We start from the raw sequence: 21,465 nt of genomic DNA on the forward strand, positions 1-21,465 counted from the left end.
CGCATTGCCGCCAAGGTCTCCGACACCTTGACCGTGACCACCGGCCAGACCGGTATCGTACTGGACAAGGGCACGGCCCTGACCAAAACACCCGATGGCTATGCACTGAACCTGCCCGGGTTGACCATTGACTCACCCGACGGACATGGTCCGATCCAGCTGTCAGAAATCACTGTGGCATTCCAGCCACAACCCCTGACGTTTATTCAGGAAGGTCAGCAAAGCACGCCGGTCGTTGCCCTTGCCTCGCTGAACGGTACGCTCACCTACCCCCTGGCCGGTGGTCAGTCCGTCACCACCGATATAAAAATCCACGACCTGGAGATCATGGCCAAGGCCGCTTGGGGTGAGATACTAGAAACCCTGAGTGAGGGGCGCAGTACAACCATCGACCCACGCAATATGACGTTTAAACCGGAAGATCTCCGAGTCAATAGTCAGTCCATAACGGTTGGGCTGCACAGGGATGCCGCTAGAGCAGTGGCCAGAGTGGTTCTGATCCATAACGAATCCAGTGTTTTGGATGAAGCATCAAACCTACTCGAGGAAGCCATTGCTAAGAAATGGCTCTTTCCAGTCCATATTGGGTGTAACATACTGCTAGTTAAAGGTGATGAAGAACTACCATTCGCCGCTCATGTTGACCAGCTAAAGATGGAATTAACCGATGTATCAACAGCCAGTGAAAGCCCAGACTGCAAACCCACACTCACCATTGATGCCAATCATACTGAGTTGCACCTGCAACAAGGTTCAGATCTGGCTAGAGAAATGGCAAAAGAACTGTCAACCAAGGACCCTCTTTCGGCTCTGACAGGATTATCATCAGAAACAGACAATCGCATGAAACCTGAGCTACATAGCCAACAGCTTACTATCAACCTTAGAAATTTACATGGCGAGGTTTCACAATCCCTTACGCAAAACAGCTCCAGCCATGATGTTCATCAAAAGCTGCTTACTCAAAATCGCCATGCAAAAGTTAACATTCAAACAGTCAGTTTTATTAATGAAGGCCTTCCCGCATGTGTATTTCAATTGAATGGTCTGAATTGTCACATTAAACAAGATCAACAAAAAAGTGTTACGGTGAATGCTTCCTCACACTCAGGTGAATTGGATTTAAAATCAGAAATACTGCCTTTGCCAACAGAAATGTCAGCATCCATACTGAATGGTCAGGCATCTGCTGGATACACGGATTTAAACATTAACCTCAAGCGTCCTGCTGACGGTGCGTATCTGGAAACTGATGTAACAGCAGTCTCCATGACCGCCAAGGTCAAAGATACACTGAATGTTGGCGATCTAAAAAGTGGAGCCTCTTTCCCTAATGAAATGACGATGCAAGCCAGCGGTACGCTTTTCCACTGTGATAAAGACAAGGTATTTGTATCACCACAGCTACAATTTAGTGGCAACAGCAATGCCGTCATTATTAAAGATGGGCTACCGATTCCTTTCTATCTGAAAACTGACGCACAAATTAAAGATGCTTCTTACATTCAGTTTTCTAACAAATCTTCATTTTCAGGTAATAAAAATACAACGCGTGTTGTGAGTGGTGGTGATTACTCAATTAAAGATACAATAATTGGGCCGGCAAAAATTAACCTCCTTAACCTATCAATGGATAAAAATCTGAATGGTCATTTTAAAGCAGACAAGGCCTCTGTCGACCTGGATAAAACGCTACAAATTATGGGTAAAAATAAGCCTGTCAGTTGGTATACAAAACTATTTCTTAAGAAAAAAAAGTTGGCTTGTTCACTGGAAACCCCCATTTATGAGGGGAACATAGACCTGAAGCGACTTAAAATCAAAAAATTGAAATTTACACCCACAACGAGAGCAAGCCTACTAGACCGGATTATCTGTAAAGCTTTGAACTGGTTTATCTGTCCTATATTAAAACATTACTGCAAACTGAGTACGAAGCTACGTCCAACCTCTAAAAAAGGCAAACAAAAGAATCAACGTAATCTTATACCAGTTCTGAGTATTAAAGTCGGGCCTTTCAGAGCTAGGTTTGATTTGCCTATTCCCACTTCGATGATTGACCATCATAGCAGAAGATTGAGCATCGCCGGGGCCTTGCATGAATATGGTATCCAATTGATCCGTCCTGGCTATATGGAATTGATTACATCTCAGCTCGACGCCATAAGAAAAGGGTTACCAGACTCCATGGAAAAAGCCTTAACATCTCTATTACAATTCTCAAAAGATGCTCTTAATACACCAGACTATTCGGGAGCAGTGACACTTATGGCTCAGCAGTGGCCATTAGACTCTATCGCAGCCCTCCTCACCACCAAAACTCTACCAGCAGAACTGATGAACAACCTATTGGCGATCATCAAGCTCTTTTCCTCTCTCAAAGAAACACAGGTAACCGCATTATTGTTGGCCAGTACACTAAAGCCTCAGCTTACAGCCGATAAATTTCAACAGGTTATATCTGACATTCCTACAGAACGTATCAACGATCCTCTGGCATTAGCGTTACATTACGAGCTCACAGGGAGTTTACGAAAAGCAAAAAGTGCTTATGAGGAATTACTGGCCAACATACCCGACCACCCAATTGCCGGTGTTCGAGCTGCCTGCCTGCTATTAGCCGAAGCAGAACGAAACGGGGATAGTGATATAATAACCACAGCAATGAATTACCTTTTAAAAAGTGCTCTGAATGGAAATGAAAGTGCAAAAATGGTTATATTGGCGTTTACGAATAGTAAAGACCCAGCTGTACGAAGTTATGCTCACCTTTATGCCGCCGCGTGGTATTTAAAAACGGAAAAAAATCAGAAAGACTTCTTAAAAGCTATTGATCATATTGAGTCAACTGCCCAATCCACTGATGCCTATCAACAGGCTCTTCAACTATTGGAATGTCGGCAACATAATGCTCAACTGATTGTACACCCCCCTTCCAAGGAGAGGTCAAAGGGTTTACAGGCAAGGATGCGAAGCATGAATACCTACAACAGTAAAACACACTCAATACCTGCAGCAGATGCATACAGCTTGGGAGTACGAATGCTTTATGGCGCTGATGGAATCCCCTATAACCCAAATCAGGCTATGCAGCTACTGCAACGGGCTAGTGAGGACGGGGATTATGAAAATCGGACAAGATTGCACCTTCAGTTGTGCAACCTTGTCTCTGGCTGAAAGGCTCATGAACCTATATCAGGACTTAGTTGACTCAAGATAGCTCTTAACCGTTGTTACAATGGCTTGAGTCTGGCTATCTATTTCAAGGTTAACCCTATCTCCCACTTCAGCAGTACCAAATGATGTTATTCTCAGCGTCTCTGGTATCAGATGAACACAGAAACGCCCTCCTTCGACCTTTTCACCAATGGTCAAGCTGCAACCATTCAAAGAAACATAACCTTTTGGCAGAATATAGTCTTTCCATTCAGGAGAAAATTGAAAGAAAACAGTCACATTATGCTCTTCATTCTGAATCTCACAGATCCTAACGGTATCGTGAATATGGCCAGACAACAGATGCCCGCCAATTTCATCACCAAAACGTGCAGCTCTTTCAATATTAACTTTGGAACCTTCTTCAAGTGCACCCAAATTAGTAACCCGAAGAGTTTCTTTCATCACATCAAAAGTCGCACTTTCATGGTCAAAAGCCACAACAGTCAGACAGCATCCATTCACCGCAATACTTGCTCCGGTTTCAAGCCCTTCCAGCAAATTAGAAGGCAAAAGTACAGTAATACGGTTCAACTCGTTGAACTTTTCAATTCGACCAACCGGAAAAAATCCCTTCACAATACCTGTAAACATACACTACCTATCGTCACCAAAAACCTTGGCATACATCAGAATGTTTTAAGACAGTGAACCAGTCTCTCAAGAGCAACCAGACTGTCTGGCGTATAATTTCGGTGGTTTCTGTTGGACAGCACCTCTTCCGGTGATTCCAGAACCACATTGGCTACCTCTTCTTCCTGCAGTGTCAGAGGCCCATCATAATAGCAGCTGTAGACCCTGCCCCAGACCTGACAGTCATCATTCTGGAAGAAAAAATGAAAATGGGAGGTAATCGGTACATCTTCAATCCCGAGCTCTTCAGCTAACTCTCGTTCAGCAGCCTGGTCATAACTCTCCCCTTCGGTAACAACACCACCGGTCGCAGGATCAAAATAACCAGGATAAATATCCTTGCTCAGCGTCCTTTCCTGCACATAGAGCTGCCCTTTTGAATTAAAGACAAAAATATAGGTTGCCCGATGGCACAGTGTTTCCTCTCTCATTTTCCCCCTGGGAACAGCCCCAAGAACAAAATTATGGTCATCAACCACTAATACACTTTCCACAGACGCTTCCACCTCTTGCTGGCCAGGCATCGAGATCTCCTATTATCTGCCTTACATTTGTTATTATGGCAACATCTTATATCAAGCTATTCGCAATCGAAAATAGAAAATTAGCCAATTGCTTCACGTTGCCTCCCGGTAATCAATACAGGATTAACCAGTTTATTAAAATCTTCCCAGCTGATTTCCAGTAACCGGGAAGAACTGCCACTGCTGAATGCCACAGGCAATGGCTGATTGAGCGACTCCGAGAGGTAAACCTTCATGCCAAACAGATTACCAAAAGGGGGCATCACGCCTGGTTCAAAGTCTGTAAAATACCCGAAAAATTCTTCTTCTCTGGCAATTTCTGCCCTAGTACTACAGGAAACCTGCCTCAACAGACTCAAGTTCACCTGTTCTACTGCCGGTATTACACAGATCGAAAGCTGCCCATCAATCTTCACAATCACAGTCTTGGCAACACGCCTACCACTGATGTGCGCTTTCGCAGCCACCTCCTGAGCTGAGAATGCGGGCATATGTTCTCGCACTGTGAAAGGAATATTTTTAGAGCTTAAGTAATTGATCACATTCTGCATGGACATAGCCAGATATCTCCCGAAAAGACCTAATCTGACACGATAAAATCAAGGCATTCGCTAACCATTGCATTCAACGGGCCTGAACGACAGAAAAACCAATCAAAGGCGGCTGAGAAGGTGGATAGAAAGAGGAAATAAGAAACCTTAAAGCGTATTTTCTCTAATTTGTCAGAGGAACAGGAATTCGTCAAGACTGATCTGAACCAAATAAAACCAGTATAATTAGTCCATGGTCATAGAAAATATAGCTACTGAAGCCTTTTCTAACCTGTAATTTTTTTCTCGATTTCAACTCACAGGACCCGATATCTAGTTAAGTGTATTTTTGTCCGGGAAAGCATTTGATATTGAATCTTGCAAAACAATGCTGCCGGTCACCAAACATCATCCTCCAAGGGGGCAGAATGAGTAAACCCAATGTAGTCTCCGCCATTGTTAACCCGGTTGGCTCCATGCGAGTTCTTTCCAGCCGAGAAGTCAATATTCTTCAGGATAATACCAAGGCTGGCTTACACCGTCTTTTCCGCCAATGTGCCCTGGCTGTTTTAAGCAATGAAATGGAAGGTGACAGCGCCGAAGAGCTGTTACAAACATATACTGATTTTGATATCCGTATTGTTCAGGAACATCGTGGCCTGAAGCTTGAGCTAATCAATGCACCTGCTTCTGCATTTGTTGACAAGAAACTGATACGGGGAGTGAGGGAAAACCTGTTTTCGGTTCTCAGGGATATCCTTTACGTCTCTTCACTGATCACCAGTGATAAACGCTTTGAACACGCCAGCTCATCCGATATTACCCATCTGGTTTTTGAAGTCCTCAGAAATGCCAACGCCTTTATTACCAAACAAATGCCCAATATCGTTGTGTGCTGGGGTGGGCACTCCATTGGCCGGGATGAGTATGAATACACAAAGCTGGTTGGTTATCAGCTCGGCTTGAGGCGAATGAATATTTGCACCGGTTGTGGTCCCGGAGCAATGAAAGGTCCCATGAAAGGGGCTTATATTGGCCACGCTAAACAGCGTATCAGTAATGGCCGTTTTATTGGTCTGACGGAGCCGGGCATTATTGCCGCCGAGTCACCGAACCCTATCGTCAATGAACTGGTGATCCTGCCTGATATTGAAAAACGCCTTGAAGCTTTTGTCCGCCTGGGTCATGGCATTATTGTATTTCCTGGTGGACCGGGAACCTGCGAAGAGATTCTTTATCTGATCGGAATTCTTCTTCACCCGGAAAATAAAGACATACCAATGACCATGATTCTTACTGGGCCTGCAGGCTCAGAGGCTTACTTCGAGCAAATTGATAAATTCATTGGTAATACTCTGGGTAGAGAAGCGCAGGAAAAATACCAGATTATTGTTAATGATCCGGCCAAGGTAGCGACTATCATGAGCAGAGGACTGGAAAAAGTCACTCGCTTTAGGCGCAAACAGGGTGATGCCTATTACTTTAACTGGCTGTTAAAGATTGATGATGAGTTCCAGCATCCGTTCGAGCCCACCCATGAAAATATGGCCAATCTGGAGTTACACAAAAGCCTTCCAACCCACCAGCTGGCTGCAAACTTGAGGCGGGTCATGTCAGGTATTGTTGCAGGCAATATAAAAGAAGACGGAGTCAACCTTATACGCAAGCATGGCCCATACAAACTCAGTGGTGAACCAGAGCTGATGAAGCAAATGGATAATCTACTGCAGTCGTTTGTTGAGCAGTACCGAATGAAATTACCCGGAAGCCATTACGAACCCTGCTACGAGATCATTGATGCTTGATTAAATCATGTCCCGTCACAGAGAAGCCAATATGGCTTCTCTGAATCACCAACAATGAAACTACCATTCATAGAAAAAATAGTGGTTATTTCGGTCTTTACTTAACTTGAAAAGCACCTTCCGCTATAATGCCCGCGCCACCAGTGCTTTATTTGCCGGAAATCTTCAACTTCACTGCTGTAGCACTGGTCAAGATTTCCTTGGAACATCTGACGGACCGATACCCAAAGTACTTGGAGATACAGGCAGACGGCAAGGGAGCTAAGCTCCATTTGCTCAGATAAAACTGAGTAACTGGGTCAAGCTGACATCCAAGTGAGAGCACCCTTCCCCCTGAACCTCCGATGACAAAAGGTATATTCAACGATCATAATGGTTTGTCGAAGGATCGCCCAAGAGCCTGCCACAGATGATGAGGGTAGAACTCGTGTTAGAAGCCTATAGAAAACACGTCGAAGAGCGTGCCCAAGAGGGTGTCCCACCAAAACCGCTGAATGCTGAACAAGTATCAGGTCTGGTTGAGCTGTTGAAAAACCCACCAGCGGGCGAAGAGCAGTTTATTCTTGACCTCCTTGAAAACCGTATTCCTCCCGGTGTTGACGAAGCAGCCTATGTAAAAGCAGGCTTCCTTTCTGCCGTTGTTAAAGGAGAAGCTGAATCACCACTGGTTGACAGTAAAAAAGCGGTACAGCTGCTGGGCATGATGCTTGGCGGTTATAACATTGAAACGCTGATTGAGCTTCTGGACAGCACAGAACTCGGAGAGCTAGCCGCTGAACAATTGAAAAATACTCTGTTGGTATTTGATTCCTTCCACGACGTTGAAGAAAAAGCCAAAGCAGGCAATGCCAATGCTCAGGCTGTTCTTAAGTCCTGGGCGGAAGCAGAGTGGTTTACCAAGCGTGACGCCGTGCCTGAAAGCACAAAAGTCGCAGTCTTCAAAGTTACCGGTGAAACCAATACTGACGATCTCTCACCCGCACCTGATGCCTGGTCACGCCCAGATATCCCTCTGCATGCCCGTGCTGCCTATAAAATGACCCGCGAAGGTCTTGAGCCAGAAGAGCACGGTGTTACCGGCCCTCTCAAACAGATTGAAGAGATTAAGAGCAAAGGCCTGCCTGTCGCTTTCGTTGGCGATGTTGTCGGTACCGGCTCATCCCGTAAATCCGCCACTAACTCTGTGCTCTGGTTCTTTGGTGACGATATTCCGGGCGTTCCTAACAAGCGCGCTGGCGGTATTTGCTTTGGTGATAAAGTTGCGCCCATCTTCTTCAACACTATGGAAGATGCTGGCGCCCTGGTCTTTGAAGCACCCGTTGAAAAGCTGAACATGGGCGATGTTATTGAGATACGCCCTTATGACGGCAAGATTCTCTCCGAGTCTGGCGACGTTCTTTCCGAGTTCACCTTCAAGTCTGACGTTATACTTGATGAAGTTCAGGCTGGCGGTCGTATCAATCTCATTATCGGTCGAGGACTGACAGATAAGGCTCGCGAAGCTCTGGATCTGGGACCTACTGATATCTTCCGTCGCCCACAGGCACCGAAAGACTCCAATAAAGGTTTCACCCTGGCTCAAAAGATGGTGGGCAAAGCCTGCGGTGTTACCGGCGTACGCCCCGGGCAATACTGTGAACCCAAGATGACAACGGTTGGTTCACAGGACACTACCGGCCCAATGACCCGTGATGAGCTGAAAGATCTGGCCTGCCTGGGCTTCTCTTCTGATCTGGTTATGCAGTCTTTCTGTCATACCGCCGCCTATCCAAAACCAGTTGACGTGGAAACTCACCACACCCTGCCTGACTTCATCATGAACCGTGGTGGAGTTGCCCTTCGCCCTGGTGATGGCATCATCCACAGCTGGCTGAACCGCATGCTGCTGCCAGATACAGTCGGTACTGGTGGTGACTCCCACACCCGTTTCCCACTGGGTATCTCTTTCCCTGCAGGCTCTGGCCTCGTAGCATTTGCTGCAGCAACCGGTGTTATGCCCCTGGATATGCCAGAGTCTATTCTGGTTCGCTTCAAAGGCAAAAAACAACCAGGTATTACGCTTCGCGATCTGGTTCATGCCATTCCTCTGTATGGCATCAAGCAGGGGCTTCTGACCGTTGAGAAGAAAGGCAAGAAAAATGCCTTTTCTGGCCGGGTTCTTGAAATTGAAGGCCTTGAAGACCTCACCGTTGAGCAGGCTTTTGAGCTTTCAGATGCTTCTGCTGAGCGTTCAGCTGCTGGTTGTACCATCACACTGTCTGAAGACTCTATCGCCGAGTACCTGAAATCCAACATCACTATGCTTCGCTGGATGATCAGTGAAGGTTATGGTGATCGTCGCACCATCGAGCGTCGTGCCCGCAAGATGGAAGAGTGGCTTGCCAACCCAACCATGATGCGTGCTGATGCGGATGCAGAATACGCCGAAGTCATCGAAATTGACCTGGAGGAAATCAAGGAACCTATCCTGTGTGCTCCTAACGATCCGGACGATGCCCGTACACTGTCTGATGTAGCTGGCGACAAAGTTGATGAAGTCTTCCTGGGCTCCTGTATGACCAACATTGGTCACTTCCGCGCTGCCGGTAAGCTGCTTGAGCAGAACCGTGATCCGCTCAAGACCCGCTTCTGGATGTCACCACCCACCAAAATGGACAAGGCGCAGCTGGAAGAAGAAGGCTATTACACCATTTATAACGACAATGGTGTGCGCACAGAAATTCCGGGCTGCTCCCTCTGCATGGGTAACCAGGCTCGTGTAGAACCTGGAGCCACTGTTCTGTCGACCTCAACGCGGAACTTCCCGAACCGTCTGGGCGATGGCGCTAATGTCTACCTCTGCTCCGCAGAGCTGGCATCTGTCGGCGCTATCCTGGGTAAGATTCCAACCACAGAAGAGTATATGGAATACGCCAGCAACCTGGACTCCATGGCTGCTGATGTATATCGCTACCTCAATTTTGACCAGGTAGAGTCTTACCAGAAGGCTGCTGACGATATCATCGCCAAAGCCGGCTGATAAACTGCAGCCTTAAACAACATAAAAACCCCTGTTTTCAGGGGTTTTTTATACCAACTGCATTTTCTAAATCCGTCATGAGCATGGTGATCCGAGTAGAAAATTTAATTGGTATTATTTCTATCATATTCAATTGATATCAACCGAGTGATGGCCTGCAATATGGACACTGCAACACCAGAATCCCTATTCACACCAGAACTGATGGAGTGGATAAAAGATAACATCCCTCTTCTGAATAGTATGGAAGTCAGTTTTGATCTGTTTCAACAGGGTGAGCTAACTATCAGCTGCCCACTTGAACCCAACATAAACGATAAAGGAACGGCTTTTGGCGGGAGCATTGCCGCACTGGCTACCATTTGCGGCTGGCTCTATACCACACTTTATGCCAGAACACGCATAGAAGACTGTGCCGCAGTCATCGCCGACTCTCAAATGACCTACCATGCTCCGGGGACTGGACGCATTTCTGCCCGCTGTAAATCTACTGTTCCGGAAAAATTCTTTGCTCGACTGAGTGATCGACGAAATGCCAAGCTGGATTTAACGGTTGAATTGTTCTCCCAAGTAGAAGAACAGGAATCACCGGTAAAAATTGCCACATACAATGGTATCTATGTAGCTATGCCATAAATACCGGTAGCAGTGTTAGGGCCTGTTGACGTTTCGTTGCGAGCTCAGTGGCTCAGAAAAGCGTCATGTGCGCGAAAGACTTTCGCAGCGCGTAGTTATTCTACATCAAGCAAGTCTGACAAAGCAGATGGCACTTTTCTGAGCCACCCGAAGGGCGTATCAGGGCACCCCTATGCCTTCGTTGCGGCATTTTGAAAGGCAACCGCCTTACTGCAATGCCTCGCCTCGTCATAGGGGCGCCCTGATACGCTGAGCACGCAACCAAACGTCAACAGGCCCTAACTTTTACAACTGTTTAATCATTTTGATCAAATTATCAAATATGGTTGCATCCAGACTCTGGTTGTCCGAATAGACTGACTGAATATACAGATCGACCACAGAGATGGCCTTAGCACCAAGAATCGGATCCTCTACCTGGACTCTTCGAGCAAAGTCTTTTGGTCCTTCCCCTGCCTGACGCTTAAAGCCTTTGCTTGCCAGTTTACGTTCCAGCTGACACCATGCCTTTTGATGCAGATTCTTCCGCGGCTTCTGATAGAAAGTCAACAATCCAAAAAGCGCAGAAAAAAGTGCCAATAATACACCTAAAACGCCGACCTGTTGCCAGTAATAGGATGAAGTACCAAACAATTGTTTCATAAAAGACTGTTGTTTTTCCTGCTGGTACTGAACAACAGACTTCTGCCAGCGATACTCAAGGCGCTCCCAGCCCTGACGAAAAGATTTCAAAAAACCGGATTGGCTGAAACGATAAGCTAATGGAATCGGCCCTTGCAATAAACCACCCTGCTCAATCATTTCATCAAGGCCAAGGTCAATTCTTTCTGGCGCAACCGCAACTGTTGGATCAAAGCGAACCCATCCCTGACCCTCTACCCATATTTCTGCCCAGGCATGGGCATCTCGCTGGAGCACCCTGACCACTTTCTCTTCCGGAAGATACTCTCCACCCAGATAGCCCGTTACGATACGTGCCGGTATCCCCACCGAGCGCATTAAGAACACAAAACTGCTGGCATAGTGCTCACAGAACCCTCTGCGATAAGTAAACAGAAAGTCATCAACTTCATTCTCCCCCATCAGCGGAGGAGACAACGTGTAATAGAATGGCTCCTGATTAAAATACTCAAGAATGCGCCGCCCCAGACTCAATGGATCCTGCCCAACTTCAGTAAATAATTGATAAGCGAGAGACCGAGCTTGCATATTCACACCGGCCGGGAGCGCCGTATTAAGAGCGGATAACCAGGAAGGCATCGAAATACTGTTATTGATGACGGTTTCCGAAGCAGGCTTGTATAGCCGCCGCTCATTGGCAGGTTTATCTGCTTCCAGACGCAATGTTCGCAACACAGTACTTTCTTCAACAGCAGCCGATGCCGCCGGCCCCAGCACAGGCAACCATTGCCGGCCACTGGGCTCAAGCAAAACCTCATATTCATAAGAACCCGGCTCAATCTGCCACCAGCCATCACTGACTGGAGAACGACTTTGCCAGTTGCGTTCATGGTCTATTTCACCGGGAAACTGGTTCAAGAGTTGTAAAAGGTCACTCTGCCACCACTGATTTCCATCGTACTGGTCAAGAATCAGAGTTCTCCAGTACCTCTCTCTTGACGGGGGAACCGCCCCTTTGAATTGAGCACGAAATGCCAGCTCATAGGATTGGCTTAATCTGGCAACATCACCTGGCTGCATTTTCTCGGACAGTCCGGTTTTTGCATCACTCTCAGGCCATGGCACTGCCCATAGCGGGCCAAGCCTGGGAACAAAAATAAACAGAGCCAACGTCAAAGGAATTGTCTGAAGCAATATTGAGCCAGAAAAACGAAGACTGCCTTTTATCGAAGACTCATCTACGGGTGAGTACATCGCATGAATCGCAGCAACAAGAATAGCAATGCACAATAATAGGTAGAGCCCTTGAAGCAGAGACTGGGAATAAAGAACCCCCGCACCAATAACAAAAAAACCGATATAGGCGATGACCAGGGCGTCTCTGCGGGTTTTCATTTCCAGCATTTTTAATGCATAACCCGTCACCAGAAAGGTGATGGCCAACTCAAGACTGAACTGTAAACCAAATGAGGAAACAATCAGCACTAAGGCCAGTGTAACCAACAAGCGTCTCAAAAGATCAGAAGGCCAGACACCTCTGCCAAACCAGATGAGTGCACGCCATATCAATGTAAGCACCAGTAACGGCATGACAGAAACAGGCAGCACCTCAATGACGGGTAAAGCAACCATCATTTGTGCAACCAGCAGCCATAAAGTCGCATAACGTGAAACAGCAGGGCTAGTCATTGTTTTCCCCCTGCTCTTTTTCAATCCCGTTAACTATCCTGCTGATGTCGTTGTCTTCCAAATGATAAAGGGCCAGCACCTCAAGACAACGTCGTAAATGGTCAGCGCCAAGTGATGGTACTAGTTTATGATCCGGCAGCATCAAACCATAAGTAAAGTGCAGCTGTTCACACCGGAGACACCAGGCGGTCAGAATCGATAGCTGTTGCTCAAGATGATGCCCTGGAACCTGGTCCAGAGAAAAGCACAACTCACGACCCGAGGGTTGCTCAAACTGCTTAGTCAATAGCTCCCCTGTCTTGGCATAAGCCTTCCAATAGACATGAGCAGGGTTATCGGTTTCCTGATAATTCCTGAAACCTGCAAAATCATCAAACCCACTGTTAACGACTGACCTTTCACCATCATCCGCTGACTGATTCTCCGGGAATGGATAACGATCATCAGGCACGGGATAAACCAGAGAGTGGAAATCCAGGCGAACCCAGCTCCACGCTCTACACAGTCCGAGGGGGTAAATACTTTCGATACGCATTCGCCCCGGTTTAAACCATCCTCGGCGACCAGCCCTTGCGGCAAGGGTCTGCTCACAATCCTTTTGAAAACTTACCATAACAACTTCAGTATCAGGCCAGCCAAGCCCTATTGAATACCGAGCCCGGCGATCACTCAGGCACTCCACGACAACGTCTATTATCTCGCCAGAAAAACCAGCCTTCGCTCTTCTGGCCACCAGAGTAATACCCGCAAGATTTCGCCAAGTATGAAGAATGGAGAGTAAAAACAGGCTAAGCATAAAAAAGCAAAGCCCATAGGCAAGCGAGTTACTGTAATTGACAGCTACCAGAAAGATCACCAGCACCATAGAAAGCCAGAAAAACCCAGACCCTGTCGGCACAATATATATACGGCGCTGATTAAGCTGAACTCTCGAAGACCTGGGGCTGCGCTGGTCTGCCCAGCGGCGAAAACGAGCAGTCATCCACTGAAAAGGTGACAAGAGAAACTGTTGAATGGCCTTAGCAATCACCACGACTCAAGCCATTGCATTAACACGGTTAAGAAGTTCATTAGGCGATATCCCCTGCTTTTGCATCGTTAGACGATGGCCAGACACAGGAACAAACACCGCTTGAACATCTTCAGGAATAAGGTAGTCCCTTCCCTCAATGTAAGCCCAGGCTCGAGCAGCCTGAAGAAGAGCAAGACCCGCCCTGGGCGATAAGCCGACAGCAAAGTGACCTTCATCTCGCGTCGCTTTCAAGAGGCGCAGAATATAATCCAGCAACATATCGCTGGCATGAACATGGCTGACTTCATGCTGCATGGCCATCAGCACTTGTGGTGTTATTACCTGTGCTAACTCACCTACAAGGTAGCGACCTGCTTCACCTCTGAGGATGGCCTTTTCTGATTCAGCATCTGGATACCCCATGGGAATACGCATCAGAAAACGATCCATTTGTGACTCAGGCAACGGAAACGTCCCCTGTTGGGATAAAGGATTCTGGGTTGCGATTACGATAAATGGTTCTGGTAGAGTTCTGGCCTGCCCCTCAATGGTCACCTGACGCTCTTCCATGGCTTCAAGAAGAGCGCTTTGGGTACGGGGAGATGCACGGTTAACTTCATCTGCTAACAACAGCTGGGCAAAAACAGGGCCTTTTTTGAATTGAAATGAAGCAGCCTGTTGATCAAAGATGGAAACACCAAGAATATCGGCGGGTAACAGATCACTGGTGAATTGAATTCGCTGGTAATCCAGCCCCATAAGCCTTGCGAGTGACAAGGCCAGGGCCGTTTTACCCATACCGGGCAAATCTTCAATCAGCAAGTGGCCTCTGGCTAAAATACAACAGAGCGCCAAACGAATTTCCTGATCTTTCCCCCGAATAACGCCAGAAAGCGTATCCATACCGTTTTTCAGCGTTGATTGCATACGTCCCTGATCCAGTTTAAGGCGTTAAAATCAATAAATATCGTTCAATTAAAGCAACACCAGCGCCAGTAAAATTTAAAGGTGCTGGCAATTTTTTAACTTAACAACTCTACAGCAGCTGCTTCAGTCCTTTATCGAGATCCCTCTTCAGGTCTTCAATATCCTCAAGACCGGCAGCGACCCGAATCAGACTTTCTGTAATTCCAGACTTCATCTTATCTTCATCAGATAACCGACAGTGGGTTGTTGTTGCTGGATGGGTAATGGTGGTTCGTGTATCCCCCAGGTTTGCTGTACGGGACATAATCTCAACACCATCAATAACCTTCCATGCGGATTCACGACCACCGATGACTTCAAAGGCCAGAACACCACCAAAACCTGTTTGCTGCTTCTTCGCCAACTCATGGCCAGGGTGGTTACTCAGCCCCGAGTAATGCACTTTTTCAACCGCCTTGTGCTGACTCAGCCAAATTGCCAATTCAGAGGCATTACGGCAGTGGGCATCCATTCGGACAGATAACGTTTCCAACCCCTTATAAAAGACCCAGGCGTTGAATGGACTCATGGTGGCACCTGCTGCCCGTTGCCATAAATGAACTTCGTCAACGAGTTTTTTTCGACCGATAACCATCCCACCAAGACAGCGCCCCTGACCATCAATATATTTTGTTGCCGAATGCACAACAAGGTCAGCACCCAATAACAACGGTTTTTGTAATGCCGGGGTGCAGAAACAATTATCGACCATCAGCAAGGCCCCATTACCGTGAGCAATCTCAGCCAATTGTTTAAGGTCTGCAACTTCACTTAACGGGTTTGAAGGCGTTTCAAGGAACAGTAACTTAGTTTCGGGGCGAATGGCATCCCGCCACTGCTGATAGTCAACCAGATCGACAAACGTGGTTTTAACGCCAAATTTATCAAGATATTTGGAAAAAATAGTGAAGGTAGTACCAAAAACACTTCGGGAACAAATGACATGATCACCACTCTTCAACAACCCCATGCAGGCACCCAGAATAGCGGCCATACCTGATGATGTTGCACAGGCCTCTATGTTCTCAAGAGCGCCCCCCTCCAGAATAGCCATGCGCTCTTCAAGCATTCGTAGGGATGGATTGGTGTATCGAGAGTAAACATTACCGTCTTCATCTCCGGCAAACACAGCCTGAGCCTGAGCTGCACTGTCATATACGAAGCTTGAAGTCAGATAAATGGCTTCGCTGTGTTCACGCTGGTCACTGCGGAATGAGCCTGCCCGGATAGACTGGGTTGCAAATCCAAGAGAGCCTTCGGCGGATAAAAAGTCTTCAGTCGTTAAAGCCCCTTCACGTCCGGAAGCATCGTTATAAGGTGAGACAACATCAGTCAAATCATGGTCATTCATGGAACTTCCTGAACTACTACGTGTTTTTTATGGTTTATACCTAGTCAAGCTCGATAACATACCAGAAGAAACAGCAAAGCCACAGCCTACCTTGAGCAAATATCCGTTATCATTGTCTAAACAGCAGAATCACTACTGGCCACCCTCTTAAAAGCAGCACAACATGGCACCAACATTATTACTGATCGATGCTCTAAATCTGATACGTCGTATCCATGCAGCCATCCCCTCAAGGGATGCTTCTGTTGATGAAAATGAGCAAGTGGATGGCGCGCTTTCAGCCACACTCGCCTCTGTGCAACGGGCCATCAATGAATGCACTCCAAGCCATGTTTTGATTGTATTTGATGGTGACCCACCCACCTGGCGGCACCAATTACTCCCCGGTTACAAAGCTCAGCGGAAACCCATGCCATTGATACTGAGAAAACGACTGGTGGAATTTAACAATGCTTTTAGAAAAATGGGCCTGATGACATTTCGCCGTAATGGCATTGAAGCCGATGACGTTATCGGTGCAATCACCCACAGAGCAGTCTCTGCTAATGTGAGCACCCTGATCCTCTCCACCGACAAAGCCTACCGACAACTACTGAGTTCGCCATTGGTGACACAACGGGATCATTTCCAGAAAATTAACTTTAATGCCCTTTCAGTCACTGACGAATATGGAATAGCACCTGATAAATTACTGGATTACTGGGGTATTGCCGGGGTAGGCGATGTACCAGGTGTCGAAGGCGTCGGTAAGAAAGGTGCTGCGGAGTTACTCAAAGAATATGGCAGCTTGAAAGATCTATTCGATAGAACAGAGAAGAATGTGGAGGGCAGTGAAAAGCCTAAAGGCGCGTTGAAAAAAGTCCTTGCACAAAAGGATCAGGCTGAGCTGTCCGTTCGCCTGGCAACACTGAAGGGTGATATTGAGCTGGGAATAAGCTTGAAAGACCTTCGATACAGGTCGGAAGGGGTTCAGCCAGGCTCTATAAACGAGCCTGGCTGAATTTACACAAACTAAAGTTCACCTTCGTTATGAAGATCAATAATGTCACTATCTGACTGGCGGCTGCAGTCATTACGGCTGGAAGCCAGCATAGCGAGATAATTTTCATCAATCTTACCAGCCACATAATGACCATCAAATACCGAGCAGTCGAAGTCTTCAATAGCAGGGTTCAATGATGAAACTGCTTTTTTAAGATCTTCAAGATCCTGAAAAATCAGCTTATCAGCACCAATAAGCTCTCCAACTTCTTCATCTGTACGCCCGTGTGCGATCAACTCTTCACTGGTCGGCATGTCAATGCCATAAACATTGGGGTATCGAATAGCTGGCGCTGCGGAGCAAAAATAGACTTTTTTAGCACCTGCATCGCGAGCCATCTCAACAATCTGCTCACAGGTAGTGCCGCGAACAATAGAATCATCAACCAGCAGTACATTCTTACCAGCAAACTCCTGCCCAATGGCATTCAGTTTCTGACGGACTGATTTCTCGCGAATGGCCTGCCCTGGCATGATGAATGTCCGGCCAATATAGCGATTCTTAACAAACCCTTCACGATAGGGCAGACCAAGGCGTGTAGCCATCTCCAGAGCTGAGTTACGGCTGGTATCAGGAATCGGCATTACCACATCAATATCATGGTCTGGCCACTCCCTGAGAATCTTGTTGGCCAGTGTCTGCCCCATACGCAGGCGAGACTGATAGACAAAAATACCATCAACACTGGAGTCAGGCCGGGCCAGATAGACATACTCAAACATACAGGGCGTCAACTTGCCGGGAACACACTGATGACTGTGCAGCTGGCGTTGTTCATCGATATAAATAGCCTCACCCGGTGCCACATCACGAACCAGTTCAAAGTCCAGGGCATCCAGAGCCACTGACTCAGAAGCAAACATATATTCCGTGCCCTGCTCTGATTCCCGCTTGCCATAGACCAGTGGTCGAATACCATGAGGATCTCGGAAGCCCACCATGCCATGGCCATTGATCATGGCAACAACCGCATAACCACCTTCACAGCGTTGGTAAACACCAGTTATCGCATTAAAAATATCTTCCGCCAAAGGCTTGTGCCTGCCCTCTTTTGCCAACTCATGAGCAAAGACATTCAGGAGAATTTCAGAATCGGAATGGGTATTAATATGACGGAGATCACTTTCATACAGTGACTGTTTGATATCATCCGCATTGGTCAGATTGCCGTTATGAGCAAGGGCAATACCATAGGGTGAGTTAACATAAAATGGCTGTGCTTCAGCGGAACTGGACGTTCCTGCCGTCGGATATCGAACGTGGCCAAGTCCAGAAGTGCCACTGAGGCGCTTCATATGGCGAGTTCGAAAAACATCCTTAACCAGACCATTATCTTTACGCAGAAAGAAGCGACCATCATCAAGCGTCACCATCCCTGCAGCATCCTGCCCCCTGTGTTGCAGCACAGTCAGCGCATCGAACAACAGCTGGTTAACATTCACCGTTGCCGAAATACCGACAATTCCACACATGTACTCGTCCTCAGGATTGATCAGCGTAATTGCGTTCAGTGCCAGCGTCCGGGGCTTCCTGCCAGTTCAATCGAATTTGCCTGTTCCTTGCTCTGTCAGTCAACCCCATAGCAGGCGGCTATAAAGGCTCGAATGATACGCTATTTATAAGGATAACTGGAACTGTAGATGGCAAAAGGCCGGATAAAGTTCAAACTTAACCGGCCAGTTGCATTTAAATGAAAGGGATAATAGATGTACTTTAAGTGAGAGCCGAAAGGCAATCTAGCTTTGCATCAGCGGCCCCATAAGATCAACAACCGTTTGCTTAGACCAGTCTGCCAATAACATGAAATGTGGTAGGAGTATGGACTGCTGCCAGGCAGGATCCTGCTCCAGCGGTGCAAGGGTAAGCAGTCCAACCAGTACAGTAACCAACAGGCAGCCCCGCAAGCCACCAAAAGCCATACCGAGAATCCGGTCTGTCCCAGACAAACCTGTCACCTGAACCAGCTCAGCGATAATACGATTAACCAGGGCACCAACCATCAGCGTTGCAACAAACAGCAAAGCGCAGGCCGCCATAACGCGTACCGAGGGTGTCGCAATGTAGTCAGTGAATCGCTCTGACAGTGCTCCGCCAAAAGACCAGGCAACAAAGATCGCTGCCAGCCAAGCCAGCAAAGAGAGAATTTCTTTGAAAAAACCACGCTTTAAACTGATTAGCGCAGAGATAATAACGATACCGGCGATCAGCCAGTCGATCCAGGTAAAGGTCAATGTAATACCAAGTCAGCTTGCTCTGTTCGCGCAAGCCCCTTATATTTTGAGTGGAGCGCTTACGTGGTTCATCATGATGAACCACGTATCAAAACAATAACATGGAAGTTACGGTTCAGCAGTTTCGAACTGATGAGTTTTTTTGACATTCTGCTTTGCTTCGGAAGATAAAAATAGCCAATCAACCAAAACACTGTCCGGGGTAAAACCAGAAACAAAATCAACCATAATGCTTCTTGCCTGATCATAGTCATGATACTCTATGGACGAAAGTATCTTCTCAATCCCCCGAGTTAGAACCATCCAGTCAGAACTCTCTTCCATAGCACGATATATCAGAGGGTGATCAGTTTCACCAACATTGTCACCAATCAAAAGCTCTTCATAAAGCTTCTCGCCGGGTCTCAAGCCAGTATATTGAATCTCAATGTCACCCTCAGGATTATCATCATTCTTTTCAACAAACCCAGACAAGCGGATCATATGCCTTGCGAGATCGGCAATTTTGACAGGCTCCCCCATATCCAACAGAAACACATCACCACCAGCCCCCATTGATCCAGCTTGAATCACCAACTGGGCAGCTTCAGGAATCGTCATAAAATAACGGGTTATTTCTGGGTGTGTAACTGTGACAGGGCCACCAGAGCGAATCTGTTCACGAAAAAGAGGAATAACAGAACCACTGGAACCAAGCACGTTGCCAAAACGAACCATTGTAAACCGAGTCTGGTTTTCGACAAATTGATGCTGTTTAATACCAAACAACTCCGGGTGCATCAGGTTCACTTTTTCCTGATTACTGAAAGCCTGTAATACCTGTTCAGCAAAGCGCTTGGTAGCTCCCATGACATTGGTAGGACGCACAGCCTTATCCGTGGAAATAAGAACAAAGTTCGCAACCTTACCCACCATCGCTGCCTGTGCGGTATACAATGTCCCCATAATATTATTTCTCACACCCTGAGAAATATTATGCTCAACAATAGGAACATGCTTATAGGCAGCAGCATGATAAATAGTGTTAATTTTATAGGCTCTAATTACGTCAAGAAGACGACGAGGATCATTAACTGAACCCAAAACGGAGATCAGGTTAAAATTCAAACCAGAATGTTCTTTTAGCTGCCTGATTTCCTGCTCAATTCGATAAAGGTTGTACTCAGAGTGGTCAAAAACAACAAGGCTTTTGCACTCAAGCTTCGCAATCTGACGGCATAATTCAGAACCAATTGAACCTCCAGCACCAGTAACCATCACATTCAAACCATGAATACACTGGTTCAGTAATTGACTGTCTGCCTGAACGGGAGCTCTGCCAAGGAGGTCTCCAATTTCCACCTCCTTGATATCCTGAATTTTAAGACGACCACTGACCAGGTCATCCATACCCGGCATTGTCATGACAGGAATATTCAAGGACTCCAGATCACGCAAAATCGATTTTCGCTTTGATTCTGCCAGTGAGGGCATTGCCAGCAATACTTGATCAACGAAGGCTTTCTCAACCAACTCTGGCAGTTTACTGCTGTGGTACACTTTTCTCCCGTATACCGTTCTACCAACCATGGCACTGTCGTCATCAAGAAAGACAACAGGCCTGAACTCCCAGCCACGGTCGAGGGCAGAAACCAACTGACAACCAGCTTCACCCGCACCATAAATGGCCACAGGCTTACCTCTTTGAATCTGACTTTGTTTGTCAGCGATAGAGAACGGAGTTAATAAAATATCTTTGAGCTTATGCCCCGCCAACCAGTACCGGGCACCATATCTGGAGATACCCAACATAAACAGCAGAATCAACCCAAAAAGGAAAGGGATACTTCTGGGTACAGACCACCCCAGTACATATGTCGATAGAATGATACCAGTAACGGAGAGTAAGGTCGTACGCAGAATAGTAAGGGTAACCTGCGGCCCGACAAACCTGAGAACCGCACGATACAATCCAAACCGAATACTAATCGGAAGGGTAATTACTGGTGAAAGCAAGCATAAACGAAGAAATAAATCCTGATATTGAAAGAACCCCTCCCAGCCAAGTCTTATTAAAAAAGCACTGAACAGAGAAGACCAGATGATCAACAGGTCAAAAAACAAACTAATCAAGCGTTTATAAGTACGTGGTAAGTCAATTAATCTTGATCTAATCATTAAAGGAGGGCTTCACATGAAAAAAAGCAGAAA

At 46.8% G+C, this 21,465-nt stretch carries 16 protein-coding genes; 5 read left to right on the forward strand and 11 right to left on the reverse strand.

Features of this window, described 5'->3' with window-relative positions; translation table 11 throughout:
• Positions 1-162 precede the first annotated feature (162 nt).
• On the reverse strand, positions 163-315 hold the full coding sequence (locus GV64_RS25305) for a hypothetical protein (protein ID WP_157237107.1): 153 nt from the start codon (positions 313-315) through the stop codon (positions 163-165).
• Between the two features lie 12 nt (positions 316-327).
• Here GV64_RS25305 and GV64_RS14635 point away from each other — a divergent pair, with 12 nt between their 5' ends.
• On the forward strand, positions 328-3,177 hold the full coding sequence (locus GV64_RS14635; RefSeq protein ID WP_152554073.1) for a tetratricopeptide repeat protein: 2,850 nt from the start codon (positions 328-330) through the stop codon (positions 3,175-3,177).
• Between the two features lie 18 nt (positions 3,178-3,195).
• Here the strand turns inward: GV64_RS14635 and GV64_RS14640 are convergent, their stop codons facing one another.
• From GV64_RS14640 to GV64_RS14650, 3 genes are all read right to left on the reverse strand, one after another.
• Complete coding sequence (locus tag GV64_RS14640) at positions 3,196-3,810, reverse strand: riboflavin synthase (protein ID WP_020584527.1); 615 nt, start codon at positions 3,808-3,810, stop codon at positions 3,196-3,198.
• 35 nt (positions 3,811-3,845) lie between these two features.
• Entirely contained in the window at positions 3,846-4,373 is a 528-nt protein-coding gene (gene yfcD / locus GV64_RS14645) for an NUDIX hydrolase YfcD (RefSeq protein ID WP_020584526.1), read from the reverse strand.
• A gap of 80 nt (positions 4,374-4,453) precedes the next feature.
• Complete coding sequence (locus GV64_RS14650; RefSeq protein ID WP_026258560.1) at positions 4,454-4,930, reverse strand: aminoacyl-tRNA deacylase; 477 nt, start codon at positions 4,928-4,930, stop codon at positions 4,454-4,456.
• A 401-nt stretch (positions 4,931-5,331) separates the two neighbouring features.
• Between GV64_RS14650 and ppnN the strand changes: the two genes are divergently transcribed.
• The 3 genes from ppnN (at position 5,332) to GV64_RS14665 (ending at position 10,363) form a co-directional block, all read left to right on the forward strand.
• Positions 5,332-6,708, forward strand: a complete 1,377-nt coding sequence (ppnN, locus tag GV64_RS14655; RefSeq protein ID WP_020584524.1) for a nucleotide 5'-monophosphate nucleosidase PpnN — start codon at positions 5,332-5,334, stop codon at positions 6,706-6,708.
• A gap of 427 nt (positions 6,709-7,135) precedes the next feature.
• Entirely contained in the window at positions 7,136-9,727 is a 2,592-nt protein-coding gene (gene acnB / locus GV64_RS14660; protein ID WP_026258559.1) for a bifunctional aconitate hydratase 2/2-methylisocitrate dehydratase, read from the forward strand.
• 162 nt (positions 9,728-9,889) lie between these two features.
• Positions 9,890-10,363 carry a YiiD C-terminal domain-containing protein gene (locus GV64_RS14665; protein ID WP_020584522.1) on the forward strand — a complete coding sequence of 158 codons (474 nt, stop codon included), beginning with the start codon at positions 9,890-9,892 and terminating at the stop codon, positions 10,361-10,363.
• Between the two features lie 285 nt (positions 10,364-10,648).
• On the opposite strand, the gene GV64_RS14670 is transcribed toward GV64_RS14665, so the two are convergent.
• The 4 genes from GV64_RS14670 to GV64_RS14685 form a co-directional block, all read right to left on the reverse strand.
• On the reverse strand, positions 10,649-12,673 hold the full coding sequence (locus tag GV64_RS14670) for a transglutaminase TgpA family protein (protein WP_020584521.1): 2,025 nt from the start codon (positions 12,671-12,673) through the stop codon (positions 10,649-10,651).
• Entirely contained in the window at positions 12,666-13,706 is a 1,041-nt protein-coding gene (locus tag GV64_RS14675; protein WP_020584520.1) for a DUF58 domain-containing protein, read from the reverse strand. Before GV64_RS14675 ends, GV64_RS14670 begins: the two co-directional genes overlap by 8 nt.
• Positions 13,707-13,709: 3 nt before the next feature.
• Positions 13,710-14,612, reverse strand: coding sequence for an AAA family ATPase (locus tag GV64_RS14680; RefSeq protein WP_020584519.1), 903 nt, complete (start codon positions 14,610-14,612; stop codon positions 13,710-13,712).
• A 109-nt stretch (positions 14,613-14,721) separates the two neighbouring features.
• Entirely contained in the window at positions 14,722-16,002 is a 1,281-nt protein-coding gene (locus GV64_RS14685) for an O-succinylhomoserine sulfhydrylase (protein WP_020584518.1), read from the reverse strand.
• A gap of 163 nt (positions 16,003-16,165) precedes the next feature.
• Between GV64_RS14685 and GV64_RS14690 the strand changes: the two genes are divergently transcribed.
• Positions 16,166-17,002 carry a 5'-3' exonuclease H3TH domain-containing protein gene (locus tag GV64_RS14690; RefSeq protein ID WP_020584517.1) on the forward strand — a complete coding sequence of 279 codons (837 nt, stop codon included), beginning with the start codon at positions 16,166-16,168 and terminating at the stop codon, positions 17,000-17,002.
• Between the two features lie 11 nt (positions 17,003-17,013).
• Here the strand turns inward: GV64_RS14690 and purF are convergent, their stop codons facing one another.
• From purF to GV64_RS14705, 3 genes are all read right to left on the reverse strand, one after another.
• The gene (gene purF, locus GV64_RS14695; RefSeq protein ID WP_020584516.1) at positions 17,014-18,516 is read right to left on the reverse strand and encodes an amidophosphoribosyltransferase; all 1,503 of its coding nucleotides are present in this window, start codon (positions 18,514-18,516) and stop codon (positions 17,014-17,016) included.
• Positions 18,517-18,780: 264 nt separating this feature from the next.
• Positions 18,781-19,275, reverse strand: coding sequence for a CvpA family protein (locus GV64_RS14700; protein WP_020584515.1), 495 nt, complete (start codon positions 19,273-19,275; stop codon positions 18,781-18,783).
• A 108-nt stretch (positions 19,276-19,383) separates the two neighbouring features.
• On the reverse strand, positions 19,384-21,432 hold the full coding sequence (locus GV64_RS14705; protein ID WP_051087848.1) for a polysaccharide biosynthesis protein: 2,049 nt from the start codon (positions 21,430-21,432) through the stop codon (positions 19,384-19,386).
• Positions 21,433-21,465: the final 33 nt, after the last annotated feature.

Source organism: Endozoicomonas elysicola (assembly GCF_000710775.1).
In the GTDB taxonomy this organism is placed as follows: Bacteria; Pseudomonadota; Gammaproteobacteria; order Pseudomonadales; family Endozoicomonadaceae; genus Endozoicomonas; species Endozoicomonas elysicola.

Coding starts and splice junctions, on each gene's coding strand:
- GV64_RS14690 (WP_020584517.1), top strand. CDS start 16,166: ATGGCACCAACATTATTACTGATCGATGCTCTAAATCTGATACGTCGT.
- GV64_RS14635 (WP_152554073.1), top strand. CDS start 328: ATGGCCAAGGCCGCTTGGGGTGAGATACTAGAAACCCTGAGTGAGGGG.
- GV64_RS14665 (WP_020584522.1), top strand. CDS start 9,890: ATGGACACTGCAACACCAGAATCCCTATTCACACCAGAACTGATGGAG.
- GV64_RS14685 (WP_020584518.1), bottom strand. CDS start 16,002: ATGAATGACCATGATTTGACTGATGTTGTCTCACCTTATAACGATGCT.
- GV64_RS14680 (WP_020584519.1), bottom strand. CDS start 14,612: ATGCAATCAACGCTGAAAAACGGTATGGATACGCTTTCTGGCGTTATT.
- GV64_RS14650 (WP_026258560.1), bottom strand. CDS start 4,930: ATGTCCATGCAGAATGTGATCAATTACTTAAGCTCTAAAAATATTCCT.
- yfcD (WP_020584526.1), bottom strand. CDS start 4,373: ATGCCTGGCCAGCAAGAGGTGGAAGCGTCTGTGGAAAGTGTATTAGTG.
- GV64_RS14670 (WP_020584521.1), bottom strand. CDS start 12,673: ATGACTAGCCCTGCTGTTTCACGTTATGCGACTTTATGGCTGCTGGTT.
- purF (WP_020584516.1), bottom strand. CDS start 18,516: ATGTGTGGAATTGTCGGTATTTCGGCAACGGTGAATGTTAACCAGCTG.
- GV64_RS14640 (WP_020584527.1), bottom strand. CDS start 3,810: ATGTTTACAGGTATTGTGAAGGGATTTTTTCCGGTTGGTCGAATTGAA.
- ppnN (WP_020584524.1), top strand. CDS start 5,332: ATGAGTAAACCCAATGTAGTCTCCGCCATTGTTAACCCGGTTGGCTCC.
- GV64_RS14705 (WP_051087848.1), bottom strand. CDS start 21,432: ATGATTAGATCAAGATTAATTGACTTACCACGTACTTATAAACGCTTG.